Source organism: Bacteroides sp. LFL-34, from assembly GCF_027257075.1.
GTDB classification, from domain to species: Bacteria; Bacteroidota; Bacteroidia; order Bacteroidales; family Bacteroidaceae; genus Bacteroides; species Bacteroides ovatus.
In genome coordinates this window covers 25,135-44,294 of record NZ_JAPQKZ010000033.1, presented here as the reverse complement: position 1 = coordinate 44,294, position 19,160 = coordinate 25,135, and the positions used below count along the sequence as shown (strand labels likewise).

The window sequence follows — 19,160 nt, the reverse complement described above, 5'->3', positions numbered from 1 at the left end:
GAGATTAAAATTTGATTAAAATATAATATGAGAGTAATTGATTTTGGCCAAACTAATTCGATTCTAAACCAGTACATATCCGAAATTAGAAATGTAGAAGTTCAGAACGACCGCCTGCGTTTCCGCCGTAACATTGAACGGATCGGAGAAATCATGGCTTATGAAATGAGTAAAGAGTTTAAATACTCGGTAAAGAATATCCAGACACCACTGGGAATTGCTCCGGTCAGTACACCGGACAACAATTTAGTAATCAGTACTATTCTACGTGCAGGTCTGCCTTTCCACCAAGGTTTCCTTAGTTATTTCGACGGGGCGGAAAATGCATTTGTTTCTGCTTACCGCAAATATAAAGATACGCTGAAATTCGATATACATATAGAATATATCGCATCTCCCCGTATTGATGACAAAACATTGATTATCACCGATCCTATGTTAGCAACAGGAGGCAGTATGGAACTAAGTTACCAGGCAATGCTGACGAAAGGTCATCCCGCTGAAATTCACGTTGCTTCCATTATTGCCAGCCAAAAGGCCATTGACCATATAAAGAATGTATTTCCTGAAGACAAGACAACTATCTGGTGCGCTGCCATTGATCCGGAAATCAACGAACATTCTTATATTGTTCCGGGCTTGGGTGACGCAGGCGACCTTGCCTATGGTGAAAAAGAATAAACGTTTAAAGATTCTTCCGATATTGCTGCGGTGAAACCCCAACCTGCTTCTTAAAGAACGTACCGAAATAAGAAGCATTGGGGAAGCCGAAGGCATTTGAAATCTCCTGAATATCCTTCTGCGTATTTTTAAGTAATGAGATGCTCTTGCGAATGATAGCTTTGAATACAAGTTCCTGCACGGTATATCCGCAGATACTCTTAGAAACGGCAGAAAGATATTTAGGAGACAAACACAATTTATCCGCATAAAACTCAACACCCCGTTCCTGCATATAATATTTTTCGATTAACTGGATCAAGTGAATAAAGACTTCATTTTTGCGTCCTCCCACTTCCCGCCCGTCATTGACGAGTTTGCGATTATAAATAGAGCAAATCCTGTACGTCAATGCAAGTAGAAGTAATTTCTGCTCATAAAGTTTAAATGAATTTTCTTCCGACTGTAACACATTGTCCAACAAGGACATATACTTTACGATCTCTTCTTCCTCACCAGTAGACCAGACACAAGAAGGTTCTTCGGGAGTAAGGCGGGAATACATATACATGGAAACAACCAGATTCCCCATAATATCCCGGATCGGTTCTATCTGATAAATCAAAATCTGCACCTCCATGTCTTCCGACTCTTGCAAAACCTGAAACTCGCCATCTTCGGGAATAAACAAACTTTCGCCCGCTTCAGCGAAATGCTTTTTCTGATTAAGCGAAAACTGGAAATTACCCTGGCGGCAAATAACCAGCCCCAGTCCTTTCATTTGGAAAGGTTTCTTCAGTGAGGGTGGAAAATTTACAAATATCCCTTCGGAGCTACATATATTTTTCCCACTTAACAAATCGCGATCAAACTGCAATAAACGATCTTGTCCGCTATTCATCATACTAATATATTAACAGATCATTATCAAAAACGACGCTAAGTTAGCAATTTTCGTTTAGGATAAGGAACAACAAGCACAAATATCATACAAATTAATCCACCATAAATTGTCCATCCCGCCATCTCTTTGAGCGCAGAGAGCGTGGCCTGCACCTGAATACGCCCTTTGGTAGATATAGCAGCCATGTTACGGGCTTCCGTCTCACTCTTTCCCTGATATTTCATACCCTGTACCGTACCAAGGAAGGAAGTGGAAGCATCCGGATTAAGCAGGTCTACATTTTGCGCATAACGGGTTATATAGTGTTGTTGCCGCTCCTGCAAAACATTTGTATAAATTGCTCCGCCAATACTCGGTCCCACAACCATACGCACGGTAAGCATAATACAGATCCAGGTAGAAAGATATTTAAAAGGCATACGTTGATTGGCATAAGCAGCCGTCAGCGCATACAGAATCATCATGCCTGTGGCACGGATGATAACCGCATATTTCAGACGCTCGTAAACTCCTGCTGTCTGTACCTCGAAATACATGAAAACAGCTGATAAAGACAGGAAGAAGAATCCCATCGCAAACAGATACTTAAAATGTAACCCTTTACCTCCCAACACCATAGCAATCACGGCGCCAATAGCATAACCTACCATACACCAATTACCTAATGAAGCATTTTGCAGATTATCGAGATGCATCCCCACTCCTGCAAATACATTGACAAACATAGCACTGGAGTTTATCACCATTAATAATAAGTAAAGTAATGCTCCCATACGTATAGTACGCAGTTTGAACGCATCCAGCAAAACATAAGGCGACCGGCGCGTTACGTCCATATATAGAAAAATTCCCGCAAAAAGAATACTTACAGCTGTCGCCCAACGGATAGATTCGTCATCATACCAGTCGAGTACTTTTCCATAAACCAGCACATACGTGAGACAAGTCAGCGAGATGCAAAATGCAGTGACATTGCCGAACTTACGGAAATTAATAGGAAACCTTCCGGGAAACTTATAATTCGGCATGGTAATAAACAGGAGCAAAATAGAGATCAAAAGAATCCCCATCATAAAGTAATACACATATTTCCACTCATATTCAAAGGACAGCCAAGCCGTCAATGCTGTGCCCGACTGTCCCAGAATCATAAAAAACAGATAAACAGCCGGCTGACTCACACATCTTTCAATGTCCAATTTATTCCAACCGGCAGTATCTTTCGGCTCCAACCCCGGAGTAATATTGCGGGTAGCTTCCATTCCACCCGCATACCAAATGAGTGTGAACAGATTGACCATCATCAGTACCATACGCAAGAAACCCGTCAGAAGACTACAAAGCGCCAACAGAAAAACGCTGTCTGTCTTTGCACAGATATAACTGAATATATACATGAACGCAAACCCGACAATACACATCATCTTCTCCCGCCGTACACACACCAACTGATATAGGAAGGGAGCAAAGGCTGCCATACCAATAGAAGTAACAAAGTTGGCAAACTGGATATGCTCGGATATAATGCCAAGCCCGCTCATCATTTCGGTGCTATTCACCGAATAAACCCCGCCTACCGTAAGAATCGGTAGAAAGAAAAATAACAGAATGATAATACCCAACGGTTTGGGCATCCAGCTATAGAAAGGATAATTTTTAGGATAAGAGGGCATCGGACTAATTAAAAATATAAATTAAAAATTATAAGGCACTGTATATAGACAGAAGAGGCGGAGGGATTAGAGTCTGGCTTTCACTACTACCATCATGCCTGCTGCTAACCGTTCGTTATCTTCTTTCGATAAATCGGTGAAATCGATTCGTACGGGAATACGTTGCTGAATCTTCACAAAATTACCTGCCGAATTATCCGTCGGCACTAATGAATATTTAGACCCGGTAGCTCCTGATATAGAGGTGACTTTGCCTTTAAACTCTTTATCGCTAATGGCATCTACTGTGACAAATACTTCCTGTCCGATATGCAGATTCTCGATTTGTGTCTCCTTATAATTGGCAACGATCCATTTCTGGGTATCAGGAAGAATATAGGTGATGGTCTGCCCTGCCGAAATAAACTGTCCTTCCTCTAATGAGCGACGGCCGAGTTTTCCGTCACAAGGAGCTATTACAACCGTATAGGAAAGATTCAACCGGGCCATTTCGAGCGCAGCTGTTGCTCTTTGAATAGCCGCTTCGGTATTCATGCGACGGTAGGACACTTCATCTACACCGGAAAGAGCTGCTTTTTTCTGCCTTTTCGTAGCTTCCAACTTCTTACGCGTAGCTTCATAATCAGTGACAATCTGTTCAAGTTGGATAGGAGTAGCCGCATTTCGTTTCACGAGATTCTCATATCGTTTCCGGTCTTTTTCCAGTTTCGCCAAACGTACTTCAATCTCGGCAATAGACGCATCGTAAACAGATGCTGTTGTCTGCGTGGTATTGAGTGTAGCATTGATGACGGTCGCACCGGCTTGCGCATCTTTCAAGGCAGCTTCAGCCTCCATTACGCGAATTTTATATTCACGATCATCCAGTACCAGCAAAGTATCTCCTTTATGTACCTCCTGATGTTCTGTAAAATAGATTTTGTCAATGTAACCTGAAGCACGTAAATTGATAGGAGACACATATTGTTCTATTTGTGCATCGTTACTAGTCTCCGTCTGGCTATAATTCAAAAAAAGGCAGATCACTTCAATCACTCCCCAAACAATAATAGCCACTCCGAAAAGGCTGATAGCAATCTGCCAGCGACGAAGTTTCTTCATTTTTTTTGCTTTCTCCTGATGAGTAGCGGAAGGAAGGTTATTTTCCATTGTTTCCATATTTATGATTGTTATTTGCGTATTATTTGACTAATGATTCTATTTGTCCGGTCAGTTTAAGCAGCATCAGGTTAGTCACCCGATAGTTATAATGTGCGCTGATATAGTTGTTTTGAGCTTCGCTCATCTGCATTTCATCTTGCAGCACTTCCGTCATAGAAGCAATGCCTTCCCGGTAACGGTCAGAAGTGACTGCGTACACATCTTCGGCAAGCAAGTAGTTATCCTTTTGTTTCTTAAAGTTACGCTGATTGTTCATCAGGTCGTTCACAGCATTCAGATATTGAGTTTGCAAATTCTTCCGGGCATCTTCCCATGCCAGTCTTTTGTTCTCTATATCGATCATCGCCTTCTTTATTTTATAGGTTTTATCCAGTCCGTCGAAAATCGGAATACGCAAGGTTAGCCCCACTCCATAGGAACGAAACCATTGATTGGACGGACCGGAGTGGAACCAATGATAACCTTTATCCGTATATGCAGCATATCGCCAGCTACCTGTCAGACTAAGGGAAGGGATATATCCATTAGTAATGATCTTCTTTTGCCGTTCCGCCAGTTGCACTTGCGATTGTGAGAGTTGAAGTTCATAGATATTTTCCGACAAGCCGGTCAGGGCTACCGTAGTAATGCTATCGGTATTTACCGGTGTCAGCGCGATTTCCTTTTCAGCCGGATAATCCATAATGTATTTCAGCATATTCAATTGCTGTTTCATCATTGCTTGTGCATTGTCATATTGCACCTTCAGATTTTCCAAATTGATATTGACTCTTTTCAGATCGACTTCCATAGACATTCCGTTATCGAAGAAAGCCTGTGTAATATCTCTCAATTCCTCCAGACGGGTGATATTAGCTTTTATCAGCATGATTTGTTCGGCCGTGACCTGTCCGAGATAATACATCTTACTGATTTGAAGAATAACATCTTCCCTGGCTTTTCCATAAGACAGACGACTGATTTCTTCCATCACTTTAGCTATGGACATAGAAGTATAAAGAGTCTGATTGAAAAGCGGCATCTGCATTTCCAGTCCTGCATTAGCAGAATGTTGCAGCGTCTGCGTTATATTATAAGGAACACCGTAAGATGATCCGTCTGTGACGGACACCGGAGGATCAAAATTGTTACTATAACCGGCTATCGCATTTATTTGCGGCAACAGCTTCGAACGGTTTTCAGATACGCCATACTTACTTCTTTGTATTTCTTTACGTTTTCCTTCTAGCGACAAGTTATTGTCAATACCAATGCGGAGGCAATCCTCTAATGTCAGAATCTCTACCTCCTGTGTTTTTCCGTTTAACACGAACAAGAAAAAAAAGGAAAAAATGAATAGTAGTTTTTTCATAATATATGCTCTATTATTGGCTACAAATTTAGCAGCTTATAGCATAATGAGACTATCCACAAACTATTTGTTTATATTCATATTTTCCTTTTTCAATGGGTAAATGAATGGACAGTCACTCTCATAGATAAAAACAAGAATCCTCTTTCACCTATCACCTATATTATCAAACCCTTTATTCATCGTATTTTCAGAATGGTAATAGGTTACTGTTGTAGTTTCAAGGCGGGGAACCTTCCTCCACCCCAAAGCATAATAGCATAAACCCATCGGACGAAGAAAAGTCAGGCATTTGATAGACAAATCTCCACCCTTAGTCGATTTTATTTTTATCTGCTCCAGTATCTACTTAGCTTTGAGATATTAAAACAAATAAAAGCAGTAAGAGAAATGAGAAAAAACATGAAATTGATAGGATTGGCAGTCAGCTTAACATGCTGTGCAGGTTTTATAGATGCACAAGAAGCCAATGAGCCGCAAGAAAGGCAGCAACAAGAAAAGCATCTTCCACGCGAAGTTCTGAATCCAGAGAAGGTAGCAACCCAGATGACAGAGCAAATGAATAAGTTGCTCCAACTGACAGATAAACAATATAAGAAAATATATAAGCTGAACCTGAAAGAGCAAAAAGCATTTTTCAAGGCTATGCAAAATTCGGATGACTATCGCCCACCAATGGGAGAAGGTCCCGGTATGCGGGGAGGACGTCCGCCAATGGGTGGAGGCCAACCGCCAATGATGGGAGAAGGTGGTTTCCCGGGCAGAATGGGAGGTGGTCCGATGATGAGCAGAGATACCAATTCTGCCGACTCACAAAAGAAAGCCGCAGAAACCAAAGAAAAGAAAATAAAAAAGATTCTGACAAAAGAACAGTATGAGAAATGGCAGGCCGAACAAAATTCCGCACGTAAAAAAGCTTCTCAAAGAAGAATGCACAAAGATAATCATCCTGACAAGGGTCCGGACTTTGAACAAAAAAATCTCTAAAACATCACACTTAATATGTTTCTATGAACAGCGTTTGTTTTTCATAATTTTTTAGTGAATGTAAAGTAGCGGCTCTCTTCGTGAGGAAGAGAGCCGCCCTTATTTAATAACCTTATGATACACAACAGGTTTACGTACTATTTCATTTCGCTTAGGACTTCTTCGCTATCTTGCTCCGCTGCGTCCACGCAAGAAGCATAACTCCGATTAACAATAAAGCCAATGCTGCATAAGCAATACTTTCCGTGACGTGTATGCTTTGCGGATCAAACCACATCTCGATGGTATGTTCCCCTGCCGGCATATTTATCGCACGCAAGATATAGTCTGCACGGGCAATATCCACCGGCTGGCCATCGATAGTCACCTGCCATCCCGGATAATATATTTCAGAGAAAACAACAACTCCGTCTTTAGGAGTGGAGGCCTTATAAACCAAACGATTTGGCTCGTAACTGGTTAACTGGATGGTAGATAGTGAATCTTTATATCCTTCTGTCACACCTTTCAGCTGTTCTTTAAACTTCACATCCACTACGGCTGTTTCCGTTGGAAGAATATCGTTCAAAGCATCTATTTCTTCATTTGCATTATTTACATACTGCACCTTATCTACGAACCATGCATTACCGTATGCATAAGGATTCATGACAGGAACAGCCTGCCCTTGCTCTCCGGCAGGGAAAATGAAGTATTTGGTATTCAGCATATTCAGTACACGGAATTTAGAAGCATCCACACTGTCCATCTGTCCACCGGCAGTAGCCACAGCCTGATAAGTTTCTTTCATTTCGGGCACGATGTGATGGTCTATCATTTCCTGATAACGGCGAAGTTTCGCTGCATGATAGCCACCGACACTCTTATGCCAATATGCTGTATTGTTTTCATTAAATGTATTACCGGGGAAACCGATGAAGTTCAGTACACGATAATTCGGAGTCGTATCCTGAAGAATAATCTCATCCGCCTGTGTTTTCACGAATGCTTCTGACCGCTTCGACTTCGGCACGAACTGTTCGTCATTCAAATAGCGTTTATTGACACTCCACATATCTATCAGACACAAAAGTGCAACACCCGCCAGTGTGAAAGAGGCTTTCAACTTCCGCAGTTGATACAAGAATAAGAACAGGCAACCGATCACTATAATAAAGAAGCTGCGCCATGCATCCGAAGCAATAATGGCTTCGCGCATTTCAGTCAGATTGGCCACAAACGGAGCCAAATGTTCGGCAGGAAGTGCTTGTTTCAAAGCAGTCATCTCCTGTGTCGTTATAAAGCTGGAGAAGAAAGTGCCCGGGGCGACAGCTAAAATGAGTGCCACACCGGCAGTTAGTACCAACGCAGCAATCACTCCTCTGCAGTTCTTTTCCTGTTTCAGCATATCCGGTTTACTCAAAATCTCTTTCAAGGCAAAAATCGCCAACAAAGGTATTGTAAATTCAGCTATTACCAGAATAGAAGATACAGCGCGGAACTTATTATACATCGGGACATAATCGATAAAGAAGTCCGTCAGCCCCATGAAATTCTTTCCCCATGAAAGCAGAATCGAGAAGATAGTAGCTCCCAGCAGCGCCCATTTAAGAGGACCTTTCACTATAAAGCACCCCAATACAAAGAGGAACATCACAAATGCCCCCACATATACCGGACCGGCTGTCCACGGCTGCTCACCGAAATATTGAGGTAACTGTGAGTAAATACCGTTATACATTGGATTGGCCTTTGCCATAGCAGCTTCGCTCTGTGACATCGTAGATCCTGATCCTCCCCCCTTTACATTCGGAACCAGCAACGTCAACGTTTCACCGATACCATAACTCCAGTTGGTTATATAATCACGATCCAATCCGCTACTAGTCTGACTGGCAGCAGCTCCCTCCTGCTTCAATTCGCTCTTGCCACGCATCGTCTCCTTACTATATTCATACGTATGATACAGATTGGAAATATTGATGCAGACTCCTACCACGGCAGCCAGTGCTAAAACCCCGCTAGCCTTGAAGAAATGAGGCAATTCTTTCTTTTTGTAAGCATCTTCAAAGTAAGCTCCTACAAAAAACAAAATCACAAACATGAAATAATAGCTCATCTGAATGTGATTCGACTGAATCTGAAGGGCGATGAACAGGGCCGTAACGATTCCGCCCAACAGGTATTTCTTCCGGTAAGCCAGAACGACACCTGCAATCGTAGGTGGTATATAAGCCAATGTCACAAACTTCCAGATATGCCCTGCCGGTATCAGAATGAAGAAATAGGAAGAGAATGCCCATATCACTCCGCCTAATCCTGCCAGCCAGGCCGATATTCCAAACGCCCGCAAGAGGATATAGAATCCCAGCATCATGATAAAAGTCAGCACTACATAATCCGGGAGAAAGAGGCGATAAACCTTCTCCACCCCTTTCAGGGACGTTGTCGAGTCGTAACTCGGAGACATCTGATAAGTAGGCATACCTCCAAAAATCGAGTTTGTCCAGCGCGTACGTTCTCCGGTACGCTCGAGATACTCTTTCGATTCTTGTCCTGCACCGACTCCGGCAGCCGTGTCATGCTGAAACAAGATACGACCTTCGATATCAGCCGGAAAAAAATAGGCGAAAGAAAGAATGATAAAAGCCAGAATGGCTATTAAGTCAGGAAGAAACTTTTTCATTTACGATGACACGATTTACTATTTACGATTGAAGTTTGAATATAAAAATAAATACGACCGGACAATCTAACATTTACAATTGATAACAGTGGAATATCGATCTCCCTCACTTATCAATCGTAAATGGTAAATCGTCTAATCGTAAATCAAATTAGTATCTATAATGATCTGCTTTATAAGGTCCGTCCACCGATACACCAATATAAGCGGCCTGTTCGGGAGTCAGCTTAGTCAGTTTCACACCGATCTTTTCAAGATGCAGGCGAGCCACTTCCTCGTCCAGATGCTTCGGCAAGCGATATACATTGATATCATATTTCTTGTTGAACAGTTCTATCTGCGCCAATGTCTGATTGGTAAATGAATTACTCATCACGAATGACGGGTGTCCTGTTGCACATCCCAGATTTACCAGACGACCGTCGGCCAACAAGATAATGCTATGTCCATCCGGGAAATAATAACGGTCTACCTGCGGTTTGATATTCACACATTTGATGCCCGGATAATGTTTCAAAGCATCTACCTGAATTTCATTATCGAAATGGCCGATGTTGCAAACGATAGCCTGGTCTTTCATTTTCTCCATGTGGTCGATACGGATAATATCGATATTACCTGTCGTAGTCACGAAGATGTTACCTTCCAGACAAGCCTCTTCCATCGTCACTACTTCGAAACCTTCCATTGCAGCCTGCAGTGCACAGATCGGGTCTACCTCCGTCACGAGCACCCGCGCTCCATAAGAACGCATGGAGTGAGAACAGCCTTTACCCACATCACCATAACCGCATACCACTACTACTTTTCCGGCAATCATCACATCTGTTGCACGCTTGATTCCGTCGGCCAACGATTCGCGGCAACCGTACAGATTATCAAACTTAGATTTCGTTACCGAGTCGTTTACATTGAATGCCGGGAACAGCAATTTGCCTTCTTCCTGCATCTGATACAAACGGTGTACGCCTGTCGTAGTCTCTTCAGATACGCCACGCACTTCTTCCGCCACACGATGCCAGCGAGTACTGTCTTCTGCCAACACTTTCTTCAAGATGGCATTCAGTTCTATTTCATCCTCCGCGTGTACTTCCTTATCCAATACGGCAGCATTATTTTCAGCATCATAACCCACGTGGATCATCATTGTTGCGTCACCGCCATCATCTACAATCACATTCGGTCCCTTACCGCCGTCAAAGCTCAATGCCTGCAACGTGCACCACCAATAATCGGCAAGAGTCTCGCCCTTCCATGCAAATACCGGTACACCGGCAGCAGCTATCGCAGCAGCAGCATGATCCTGCGTTGAATATATATTACAAGAGCACCAACGTACTTCAGCTCCTAAAGCCACTAATGTTTCAATCAGCACAGCCGTTTGAATGGTCATGTGCAACGACCCCATAATGCGGGCACCTTTTAACGGTTTGGATTCTCCATACTTTTCGCGAAGAGCCATCAGGCCGGGCATTTCTTTTTCTGCCAAATCGATTTCCTTGCGTCCGAAATCAGCAAGTGTAATATCTGCCACCTTATAGGGCAGAGTAGAGAATAATTCTGTAGACATATTGTAAATCATTTATATATAATGGATGCAAAGATAGAACATTCTGATTAGTAGGGCAAAAGCTATCCGTTTTTTTTATATTATAATAACTAGGGAGGCTGTCAGCATCTCGGAATATTGTTTTATATTTGCAACAGATAAAACAACTTCTACAACATTCTAATGAATAATAACGAATCTTCTATGAGAAATTACGAAAACAAAACAAAGGAAGATCTTTTGGAAATAATCGAACAATTAGAGAAGAAAATAGATTTTCTTTCCTCTCATTCTTCTTCTGATTCTTCCTCTCCTTCCAAAGAACGTTTTCGTGATAAATATAGTACCCGGATACTGGATGCTCTTCCTGACATGCTCACCGTCTTCGACCATGACGCCAATATCATAGAGCTTGCTTCTTCTCCGGCAACTAATCACGTAGAAGGTATCAGCCCCAACAATATCACTACCACTAACGTAAAAGACATTCTGCCCAAAGAGGCTTATGAAAGTGTCCGCAAGAATATGGATAAGGTGATTCTCACAGGAGAAAGCTCCACAGCCAGGCATGAATTAATGCTAGACGGTGTTTTACATCACTACGAAAACCGTATCTTTCCTTTGGATAAAAAGTATCTGTTGTGTATGTGCCGTGATATATCCCAACAATGGGAGGCGGAACAGACGAATGCCCAACAACAGAAAGAACTAAAGGCTGCCAGAATCAAAGCGGAAGAGTCGGACCGATTGAAATCTGCTTTTCTGGCAAACATGAGTCATGAAATACGTACCCCGCTCAATGCCATTGTAGGATTCTCCAAACTAATCACTTACGCAACATCTGCGGAAGAGAAGAATCAATATTCGGAAATCATCGAACGAAATTCGGAAATGCTGCTGAATCTATTTAATGATATTCTGGATCTGGCATCGCTTGAAGCTGATTCTCTAAAATTCAATATCCGCCCGATCAAATTAATAGATATCTGCCTGCAGCTGGAACAACAATTCTGGCATAAGACGCAAAACGGTGTCAAACTTATTTTGGACGACGTAGATACGGACATGTATACTTCGGGAGACTGGAATCGCATCATACAAATTATAAGTAACTTGCTTAGTAACGCTACGAAGTTTACCCCGAAAGGAGAAATTCATTTCGGATATCGGGAAAAGGAGGATTTTGTAGAGTTCTACGTTAAAGATAGCGGCATCGGCATTCCGGCAGCAAGAATTGCCACAATTTTCCGGCGCTTTGGAAAGGTCGACGATTTTGTTCAGGGAACAGGATTGGGATTAACTCTTTGCAGAATGTTAGTAGAGAAGATGGGTGGACGTATCTGGTTGCGCTCTCAGGAAGGCCAGGGAAGCAGATTCTATTTTACCCTGCCTTTGGTTCGTCAATAAAGATCGATTAAGGACACAAATATCAGTGTCCGGGCATGACCTTACAGGACTTTTACAATTAAATATAGATATACAGAAAACGCGGCTTGTTGGTAACAAAACCGCGTTTTCCGCATATATCTATGTTTGAAATATATTTATTCCTTAGCAGCCGGAGCACTAAGCATTTCTTTATATTTCACCGGATCATTCAGAATTTTCATCGCTTCCTTCAAACCATCATCATCCTTCAACTGCTGGATGATATTACCACGTTGGTAATAGTAACGCTTGATAATTTCAGTAGCAATCATCTTCTTTATATCAGATGAGAAATAATCCAAGTCGCGATCAAGATCATGGTTCAACTTCTTTTCAAGTGCTTTGAACTCCTCTGAAGCATCATCCATATACCCTTCAAACTCGGCAGCTTCTTTCAACGTTTTCAGAATTTTCTCGCTTTGCTGGTCATATTTGAAGTCGGCTTTCTTCACCAACGCTTTAAAATCATTATAATCAGCATCTGTCACCTCAAACTTCTCCGGAGCAACGATGGTAGGATGTTTCAAACAATACTGAGTTGCATAATCAAAAATCAGATTATCACGTACCAAATAGAAGAGGATATTCGGTAATTTCTCCTGTTTGATAACAATATCCGGCATTACACCACCTCCATCGCGTACTTCACGTCCGGCAGCCGTATGGAATACCTTAGTCAAACTGTCAGGAATGGTTCCTACACTTCCATCTTCATTACGATGCTTGTAGTCAATAGCCTGTACACAACGTCCACTTGGAATATAATATTTGGAGGTAGTCACTTTCATCGTTCCGCCATAAGGCAAAGAGCGGGGAACCTGTACCAGTCCTTTTCCGAAGGTACGGTTACCAACGATAACGGCACGGTCGAGATCCTGCAGAGAACCTGATAAGATTTCGGAAGCAGAAGCGGTTCCACTATTTACCAATACCGCAATCGGAATATCCAAGTCCAACGGCTCGCGCAATGTCTTATAAGTGTTACTAGCTTGTTTGATTTTCCCTTTGGTCGTTACAATCACCTTTCCACGCGGCAAGAAATAATTCGCAATTTCTACTGCTTCATCCAGCAATCCACCGCCATTACTACGGAGGTCTATCACCAACGAAGTAGCTCCCTGTTTCTTCAAATCCAGAAATGCTTTCTTAAACTCTTTGGAAGGGTTGCCGGAAAAAGTGCTAAGGCTAATGTAACCTACATTATTATCCAATACGGCAGTATAAGGAATCGCCGGATTCTGAATAGACTCACGTACAATCGTGAACTCCATCGGCGTACGTCCACCTTTCTCATTCGGGCGCTCAATCTTTAGCTTAAAACTGGTACCTGCCTGTCCGCGTAACATCTGGCTGACTTCCGCATTATTCTTACCGGCAAGATCCTGTCCGTCAATCTCCATCAGTATATCTCCCGCTTTCAGACCGGCTTTTGCAGCAGGCGTTCCCTCAAAAGGTTCAGAAATCATCGAACGTTTTAGTTTCGTATTATAAGCAATGTAAGAACCCATCCCACCAAATGATCCTTTAATCATCTGCTCCAGTTCACTCTGATCTTCTTCCGGGAAATATTCCGTATAAGGATCCAGCGTATAAAGCATATTATCGATTCCTTCCCGAATCGTTTTATTCGGATCAATGGTATCTACATAGAACATATCCAGTTCTTTCACAATCGCATTAAATATATCCAGATTCTTTGCAATCTGGAAATTACGGTCGTCTCCACTCTTGAAACTAAAGAAAGCAACTGTTGCTATCACCGCTACTGCAACAATAGCTATCTGCCTGTTCAGCAATTTTTTCATACCTCTTTCAATCTAAATGAGTCGTAAAAGTAGCTCAATCCTTTGTTATTCCGCCAGAACCCTGTTAATATTTAACTTAATTTCATCCCAGCGTTCCTGTGATATCGTTGTTCCGATTACCTGAATAACATTTCCCGAGAGAATAGAACCTATTTTTGCACATTTATCCAACGAATATCCGCAAGTCAATCCGTATAAGAATCCGGAAGCAAAATAATCACCAGCACCGGTAGTATCTACCACTTTTTGAACCGAAATGGCCGAAACCTTTATTTCTTCTGTCCCTTTGCGGATATAAGAACCATTTGCCCCGACTTTTACAATAGCAATACTGCATTTCTTGGCAATCACTCTCAAAGCTTCCTCCGGCTCCTTGCCGGTAAAGGCTTTCGCTTCCTCTTCGTTTGCAAAGACAATGTCGACATATTTGTTTATTAACAAGGTGAAGAATTCCAGATCATTAGCCACAATGTTATAACTAGCCATATCGAGACAAATCTGCAAACCGGCTTCTTTAGCCAGTTCAATGGCGTGAAGAATCATTTCGTGGTCCTGAACAAGATAGCCTTCTATAAATAGGTACGCGTAACCTTTAAACATATCCAAGGTCAGTTCCTCTGCTCTCAAAGAAGCCGCTGCTCCCAGATAGGTTCCGAAAGTGCGCTCTCCATCCGGTGAAATAAAAGTGGATGCCACACCGGAAGGCAGTCGATCCGAGGTCAATAATTTGTCTTCAATCTTATTTTTCTGCAGATTTTCACGAAAAAATTCTCCATAATTATCATTTCCCACTTTTCCGATAAACCCTGTTCCAGCACCCAAACAAGCCAGTCCGAGGATGGCATTTCCTGCCGATCCGCCTGTTGCCAAGTGAGTTTTCATCTGTGAAAATTTTGTGTTAATCTGCTGTAACTTAGCGTCATCGATGAGCTGCATGCTTCCTTTGGGTAAACCCATTTCATCCAAAAGAGTATCATCCTTCAGGGTTGCGAGTACGTCTACCAGGGCGTTGCCCAATCCTATTATTTTGTCCATTCCTAATATTTTTTTTGCAAAGATATTGCATATTTCAAAAAAACCTAGTACTTTTGCATCGCAATTGAGAAAAACATTCTTCCTTAGCTCAGTCGGTTAGAGCATCTGACTGTTAATCAGAGGGTCCTTGGTTCAAGTCCAAGAGGAAGAGCAAAGTTGAAAATCTTGATTGCAAACATTCTTCCTTAGCTCAGTCGGTTAGAGCATCTGACTGTTAATCAGAGGGTCCTTGGTTCAAGTCCAAGAGGAAGAGCAAAAAAGAAGCCACCTAGAAGGGTGGCTTTTCTATTTATTCACCTTTCTTATCATCCAAAGGACTAATAATATATCTTGTGGGATTTGGCTCAGAACAACCATATCTCTAAAAGTAGGTACATCATATCGGTACAAAAAGGAATTAAATAGTGATTAACTGGTGTGGTATTGAATCACAACAGAATTGAATAAATTCTCTTATTGGATATTTATTTTCCATTTTTCCATGTCCCCCTTCATCTTTTCTCTGTCTCTCCGATGAATAAGGAATTTGCGGGTGAAGGATAACAACTTCACCATCTCTTCTCCTGTAGCGATTAGTTTCAAAAATTGTTTCAAGGCTTGAAACAATCCGTTTCACACCGAGAAACACTTCGTTTCACTGCTTGAAACACTTTGTTTCTCGGCGTGAAACATCTAGTTTCAAATAGGGTTGAAACTAATTACGAAATAGCTTTACTAATCTTGCTTAATGGTGGAATCTGAAAGTAGCAATTTGACTTGATTCACGATGAAGAGAAGGTGAAGGGGCGGCTATTCACCTGCAAACTCCTTGTTTATCGGCAATACAGAAGAAAAGTGAAGGAGCTGGAAGAATTGAACATGTTATAGAAAAGAGCATCGAATTGTTCAAAACCCATATGGAATGAGTCGAATCGTCTATTCATAGGAAATGATTTTAATTGGGCATTTCTATTTATCCGTTTGCCTATCCAGATTCGTTCCACTTGCTATTTTTATTTCGTTCCATTATAGTGGAACGAAGTAAAAGTAGCTAATTGAGATAATCTGACTAGGCAATAAAGATAATTTGTTTGGGCAATTAAAAAAGTCTTATTGGCACACCTAACGGAGATACGGTGGCGAGGCATGCATTCGTTTAGCTCAAAACTGTGCAGGAACGAACTTTTTTGGTATAGGCTGCCCTAAAGCACATTACCCAAACTTTTAAACTGTTCCCCGATTTTTCAGACTAATCTAAAATTTATCCCCGCTGATTTGCTACTACTCCAAAGACAGCGGTTCAGTTTGAAAACGGCGGCTTAGTCTGAATATTGGGGATTTGGGGATCAGTTTGAGAACAAAGACGAAAGAATAAGGGGAACCTCCCGGATAAATCCATTAGTCCCCCTCTGATACTGGTCGTACCTCATCGTTTCTTGATAAAGGCAAGTAGTTACACATAAATGTAATGTTTTCGACCTTTTAACCGTCAGACACCACTCCGTCCCATTTGACTTGCCTTTAAAGTTTAAATAACATTAGATCTTGGCGAAAAATAGCAAACCACAACCAACTGGCTGCTATAGATTCGCCGTGACACTTCATTTGTTTAATGAAAAAATAGACGAGGCAGTCCTACCGTTTGGATATAAACCACCTCGTCTTGGGGTCTTAGCCGAACCTGTTTATTTCTCTATCTTCATTCATTTCAAATCGGTTTAAATACATAAAAGAAGGAAAGAATACCATAAGAGATGTCCAGCCGGATGATTTCTTGATTGTATGGCGATGCAGCCAAGAAGGGTATTCTCAAGCAAATCACACGATTGCTTTGAGGAGAAAGCGGGCATATCTTTTTTGTTCTTTCCATTTATAACAAATGATGGTTTGCGCCCTTTTACAAACCCTGTATATACAAAAAAAGCGGTAGGGCATTTGCCTATCCGCAAGCGAGGGAGTCGAAGCCCTATACGCACAAACAGGAAATACCCCCCGCATATCGCAAGGAGCATTTTACTGTTTCATGTGCGTATTTGAATTTTCGACTTTTCGCTTGCACAGAAATCTGCTAAACGCTTTTTTTCTTCAAAAACATAAAAACATGTCGATCTACGACAGTGCAAATATAAGAAATTATTAATTCATTCGGTTCTCAATCTCGTTTTTTTTATAAAAAGTCATCTTTGAGAAGCCCTTTATACATTCTTGAAACAAATTTAAGCCGTTGCCAACGTCAATATACTAATCCGTATTCCTTCCACATTCACTAGGCAGGAAGCACATGCCAGAGTAGTAGAACCAGTGGTCAACACATCGTCAACTATCAATATGTGTTTTCCGGCAAGTGTTTCGGGATGCTGAAGCTCGAAGATACCTTCCACATTATCCCGACGTTCAAACACAGATTTACGCGTTTGCGTTTCCGTATTTTTCTTACGCAATATGGATTCTGTATCGATGGGTATTCCTGTTACAGCAGCAATACCACGGGCAATCCACTCACTCTGATTATAACCACGGATTTGCTGTTTTTTCTTATGAAGCGGTATGGGGATTATCACATCAATTCCCTGAAAAAAATGGGAAGACAAAAGTTCGGCAGCCATATACCGCCCCATAATTGCACCTATTTCCTTTTGTCCACCATATTTCAACCGATGAAGAATCAACCGGAAGTCGCTTCCTTTCTCATAAAAGAAAAAAGAAGTAGCCCGTTCCAAAGGGATTTGTCCCCAGAAGAGCCGTTCTACCGGATTATCTTTTCGAAGATGATAATTAGTACGGGGTAGATTGATATTACATACTGTACAGATACATTCTTCACCCTTTGCTAACGGTCGGCCGCAAACAACGCAGCAACGGGGAAATAGCAAAGATAAGAAGGAACTAAGCCAGTCTTTGATAAGAAGTGTGTGTTTCATAATAATAGAAATTTGAAGTTGCAATAGCACCTACATATTCAATGGAGGGACTTCTGCTAGGAGCTTCTGAAAGAAAGGATGAAGATTCCCGTTCGTTGCGATAATATGATGTCCTTCTATGAAATGATCCTCACCATAAAAATCAGTCACCTTTCCTCCCGCCTCCTGAACAATCAGTGCTGCCGCAGAATAATCCCATTTTCCGAGAAATGCTTCCATCCAAGCATCAAAACGCCCAATAGCCACATAGCAGATTGCGGCAGCAGCCGAGCCATTCATTCGAATACCGCCCACTACCCCATAAAGCTGATCGATGAGATGAAGAGCAGTCTGTTTATATTGCAGATGATTATAAGGTAATTCTGTAATGACAAATGCATCTTTGATGTCCTCAACGTTCGACACATGAATTTCTTCACCATTCATAAACGCTTTTCCGCCTTTCCAAGCATAAAAACATTCATCCCGGCAAACTTCATAAACGACACCTAAAAGAAGTTCGGTACGGCTACGTAAAGCGATGGACACACAATAAGGAGCCTCATCATGAATATAATTCGTGGTTCCATCCAAGGGGTCAATCACCCAACAGTAGGGTTCATCCTGATAAGTGGCAGAGCCTTCTTCTGTAATGAATCCCGCTTCAGGCAATAAAGCAGTAAGGGCTTTCACCACTCGCACTTCAGATTCTTTATCCACATAAGACACATAATCGTGTGCATGTTTTTCCACCACACGCTCACGACGGAAGTTCTTTCGTTCTTCTTTCAAAAAATATCCAACTTCGGTAGCAATCCGGCATACATCAGTTGTAAGCTGCTTCAAATCTAACATTTATTATTCAAATTAAAAAGTGCTTCGAAGTTATAGCTTTTCCGGCAAAAAGCATAAAGGAAAATAATATTTTCGTGTTTGATACGCAAATTAATGAGATAACATCAAAACTATTATAACCAATATTTAAAAAGACATCTAAAAACAAGGCCGACTCATTTTCTTTTATGAGCCGACCTTTCTTTACTTTTACATCAAAATATAAATG

13 protein-coding genes and 2 tRNA genes are annotated in these 19,160 nt (G+C 41.7%); 5 read left to right on the top strand and 10 right to left on the bottom strand.

The genetic code is table 11. From position 1 onward, the window contains the following. The first annotated feature begins 27 nt into the window (after positions 1 to 27). Positions 28 to 681: a uracil phosphoribosyltransferase gene (gene upp, locus N5O98_RS18565; RefSeq protein ID WP_004302394.1), complete on the top strand. Its 654-nt coding sequence runs from the start codon at positions 28 to 30 to the stop codon at positions 679 to 681. A 4-nt stretch (positions 682 to 685) separates the two neighbouring features. Here upp and N5O98_RS18560 read toward each other — a convergent pair whose 3' ends face one another. The 4 genes from N5O98_RS18560 to N5O98_RS18545 form a co-directional block, all read right to left on the bottom strand. Then, the gene (locus tag N5O98_RS18560; RefSeq protein ID WP_008776969.1) at positions 686 to 1,561 is read right to left on the bottom strand and encodes a helix-turn-helix domain-containing protein; all 876 of its coding nucleotides are present in this window, start codon (positions 1,559 to 1,561) and stop codon (positions 686 to 688) included. 38 nt (positions 1,562 to 1,599) lie between these two features. Then, positions 1,600 to 3,237: a hypothetical protein gene (locus N5O98_RS18555; RefSeq protein WP_004302396.1), complete on the bottom strand. Its 1,638-nt coding sequence runs from the start codon at positions 3,235 to 3,237 to the stop codon at positions 1,600 to 1,602. 66 nt (positions 3,238 to 3,303) lie between these two features. Next, positions 3,304 to 4,395 (bottom strand): HlyD family secretion protein, encoded by a 1,092-nt coding sequence (locus N5O98_RS18550; RefSeq protein ID WP_004296422.1) that lies wholly within the window; start codon positions 4,393 to 4,395, stop codon positions 3,304 to 3,306. Between the two features lie 22 nt (positions 4,396 to 4,417). Continuing rightward, positions 4,418 to 5,749 (bottom strand): TolC family protein, encoded by a 1,332-nt coding sequence (locus tag N5O98_RS18545; protein WP_008776970.1) that lies wholly within the window; start codon positions 5,747 to 5,749, stop codon positions 4,418 to 4,420. 390 nt (positions 5,750 to 6,139) lie between these two features. Between N5O98_RS18545 and N5O98_RS18540 the strand changes: the two genes are divergently transcribed. Further along, positions 6,140 to 6,736: a hypothetical protein gene (locus N5O98_RS18540; RefSeq protein WP_004310707.1), complete on the top strand. Its 597-nt coding sequence runs from the start codon at positions 6,140 to 6,142 to the stop codon at positions 6,734 to 6,736. 151 nt (positions 6,737 to 6,887) lie between these two features. Here N5O98_RS18540 and N5O98_RS18535 read toward each other — a convergent pair whose 3' ends face one another. Next, on the bottom strand, positions 6,888 to 9,401 hold the full coding sequence (locus tag N5O98_RS18535) for a YfhO family protein (protein ID WP_004310708.1): 2,514 nt from the start codon (positions 9,399 to 9,401) through the stop codon (positions 6,888 to 6,890). Positions 9,402 to 9,552: 151 nt separating this feature from the next. Further along, the gene (gene ahcY / locus N5O98_RS18530; RefSeq protein ID WP_004302401.1) at positions 9,553 to 10,971 is read right to left on the bottom strand and encodes an adenosylhomocysteinase; all 1,419 of its coding nucleotides are present in this window, start codon (positions 10,969 to 10,971) and stop codon (positions 9,553 to 9,555) included. A gap of 183 nt (positions 10,972 to 11,154) precedes the next feature. On the opposite strand from ahcY, the gene N5O98_RS18525 reads away from it, so the two are divergent. Continuing rightward, positions 11,155 to 12,357 carry a sensor histidine kinase gene (locus tag N5O98_RS18525; RefSeq protein ID WP_004310709.1) on the top strand — a complete coding sequence of 401 codons (1,203 nt, stop codon included), beginning with the start codon at positions 11,155 to 11,157 and terminating at the stop codon, positions 12,355 to 12,357. Positions 12,358 to 12,494: 137 nt separating this feature from the next. On the opposite strand, the gene N5O98_RS18520 is transcribed toward N5O98_RS18525, so the two are convergent. Further along, entirely contained in the window at positions 12,495 to 14,183 is a 1,689-nt protein-coding gene (locus N5O98_RS18520) for a S41 family peptidase (protein WP_004310710.1), read from the bottom strand. Positions 14,184 to 14,228: 45 nt separating this feature from the next. Further along, positions 14,229 to 15,218 carry an adenosine kinase gene (locus tag N5O98_RS18515; RefSeq protein WP_004310711.1) on the bottom strand — a complete coding sequence of 330 codons (990 nt, stop codon included), beginning with the start codon at positions 15,216 to 15,218 and terminating at the stop codon, positions 14,229 to 14,231. Positions 15,219 to 15,295: 77 nt separating this feature from the next. Between N5O98_RS18515 and N5O98_RS18510 the strand changes: the two genes are divergently transcribed. After that, positions 15,296 to 15,369 (top strand) — tRNA-Asn (locus N5O98_RS18510). A 28-nt stretch (positions 15,370 to 15,397) separates the two neighbouring features. After that, a tRNA-Asn gene (locus N5O98_RS18505) sits at positions 15,398 to 15,471 on the top strand. A gap of 1,942 nt (positions 15,472 to 17,413) precedes the next feature. Here N5O98_RS18505 and N5O98_RS18500 read toward each other — a convergent pair. Then, positions 17,414 to 18,118 carry a ComF family protein gene (locus N5O98_RS18500; protein WP_004302413.1) on the bottom strand — a complete coding sequence of 235 codons (705 nt, stop codon included), beginning with the start codon at positions 18,116 to 18,118 and terminating at the stop codon, positions 17,414 to 17,416. Positions 18,119 to 18,148: 30 nt separating this feature from the next. Further along, complete coding sequence (locus N5O98_RS18495) at positions 18,149 to 18,952, bottom strand: inositol monophosphatase family protein (RefSeq protein ID WP_009038943.1); 804 nt, start codon at positions 18,950 to 18,952, stop codon at positions 18,149 to 18,151. Positions 18,953 to 19,160: the final 208 nt, after the last annotated feature.

What these genes read in the sequence shown, in the direction of transcription:
- N5O98_RS18525 (WP_004310709.1), top strand. Translation starts at nt 11,155, where the DNA reads ATGAGAAATTACGAAAACAAAACAAAGGAAGATCTTTTGGAAATAATC.
- N5O98_RS18540 (WP_004310707.1), top strand. Translation starts at nt 6,140, where the DNA reads ATGAGAAAAAACATGAAATTGATAGGATTGGCAGTCAGCTTAACATGC.
- N5O98_RS18545 (WP_008776970.1), bottom strand. Translation starts at nt 5,749, where the DNA reads ATGAAAAAACTACTATTCATTTTTTCCTTTTTTTTCTTGTTCGTGTTA.
- N5O98_RS18515 (WP_004310711.1), bottom strand. Translation starts at nt 15,218, where the DNA reads ATGGACAAAATAATAGGATTGGGCAACGCCCTGGTAGACGTACTCGCA.
- upp (WP_004302394.1), top strand. Translation starts at nt 28, where the DNA reads ATGAGAGTAATTGATTTTGGCCAAACTAATTCGATTCTAAACCAGTAC.
- N5O98_RS18550 (WP_004296422.1), bottom strand. Translation starts at nt 4,395, where the DNA reads ATGGAAACAATGGAAAATAACCTTCCTTCCGCTACTCATCAGGAGAAA.
- ahcY (WP_004302401.1), bottom strand. Translation starts at nt 10,971, where the DNA reads ATGTCTACAGAATTATTCTCTACTCTGCCCTATAAGGTGGCAGATATT.
- N5O98_RS18495 (WP_009038943.1), bottom strand. Translation starts at nt 18,952, where the DNA reads ATGTTAGATTTGAAGCAGCTTACAACTGATGTATGCCGGATTGCTACC.
- N5O98_RS18535 (WP_004310708.1), bottom strand. Translation starts at nt 9,401, where the DNA reads ATGAAAAAGTTTCTTCCTGACTTAATAGCCATTCTGGCTTTTATCATT.
- N5O98_RS18520 (WP_004310710.1), bottom strand. Translation starts at nt 14,183, where the DNA reads ATGAAAAAATTGCTGAACAGGCAGATAGCTATTGTTGCAGTAGCGGTG.
- N5O98_RS18560 (WP_008776969.1), bottom strand. Translation starts at nt 1,561, where the DNA reads ATGAATAGCGGACAAGATCGTTTATTGCAGTTTGATCGCGATTTGTTA.
- N5O98_RS18500 (WP_004302413.1), bottom strand. Translation starts at nt 18,118, where the DNA reads ATGAAACACACACTTCTTATCAAAGACTGGCTTAGTTCCTTCTTATCT.
- N5O98_RS18555 (WP_004302396.1), bottom strand. Translation starts at nt 3,237, where the DNA reads ATGCCCTCTTATCCTAAAAATTATCCTTTCTATAGCTGGATGCCCAAA.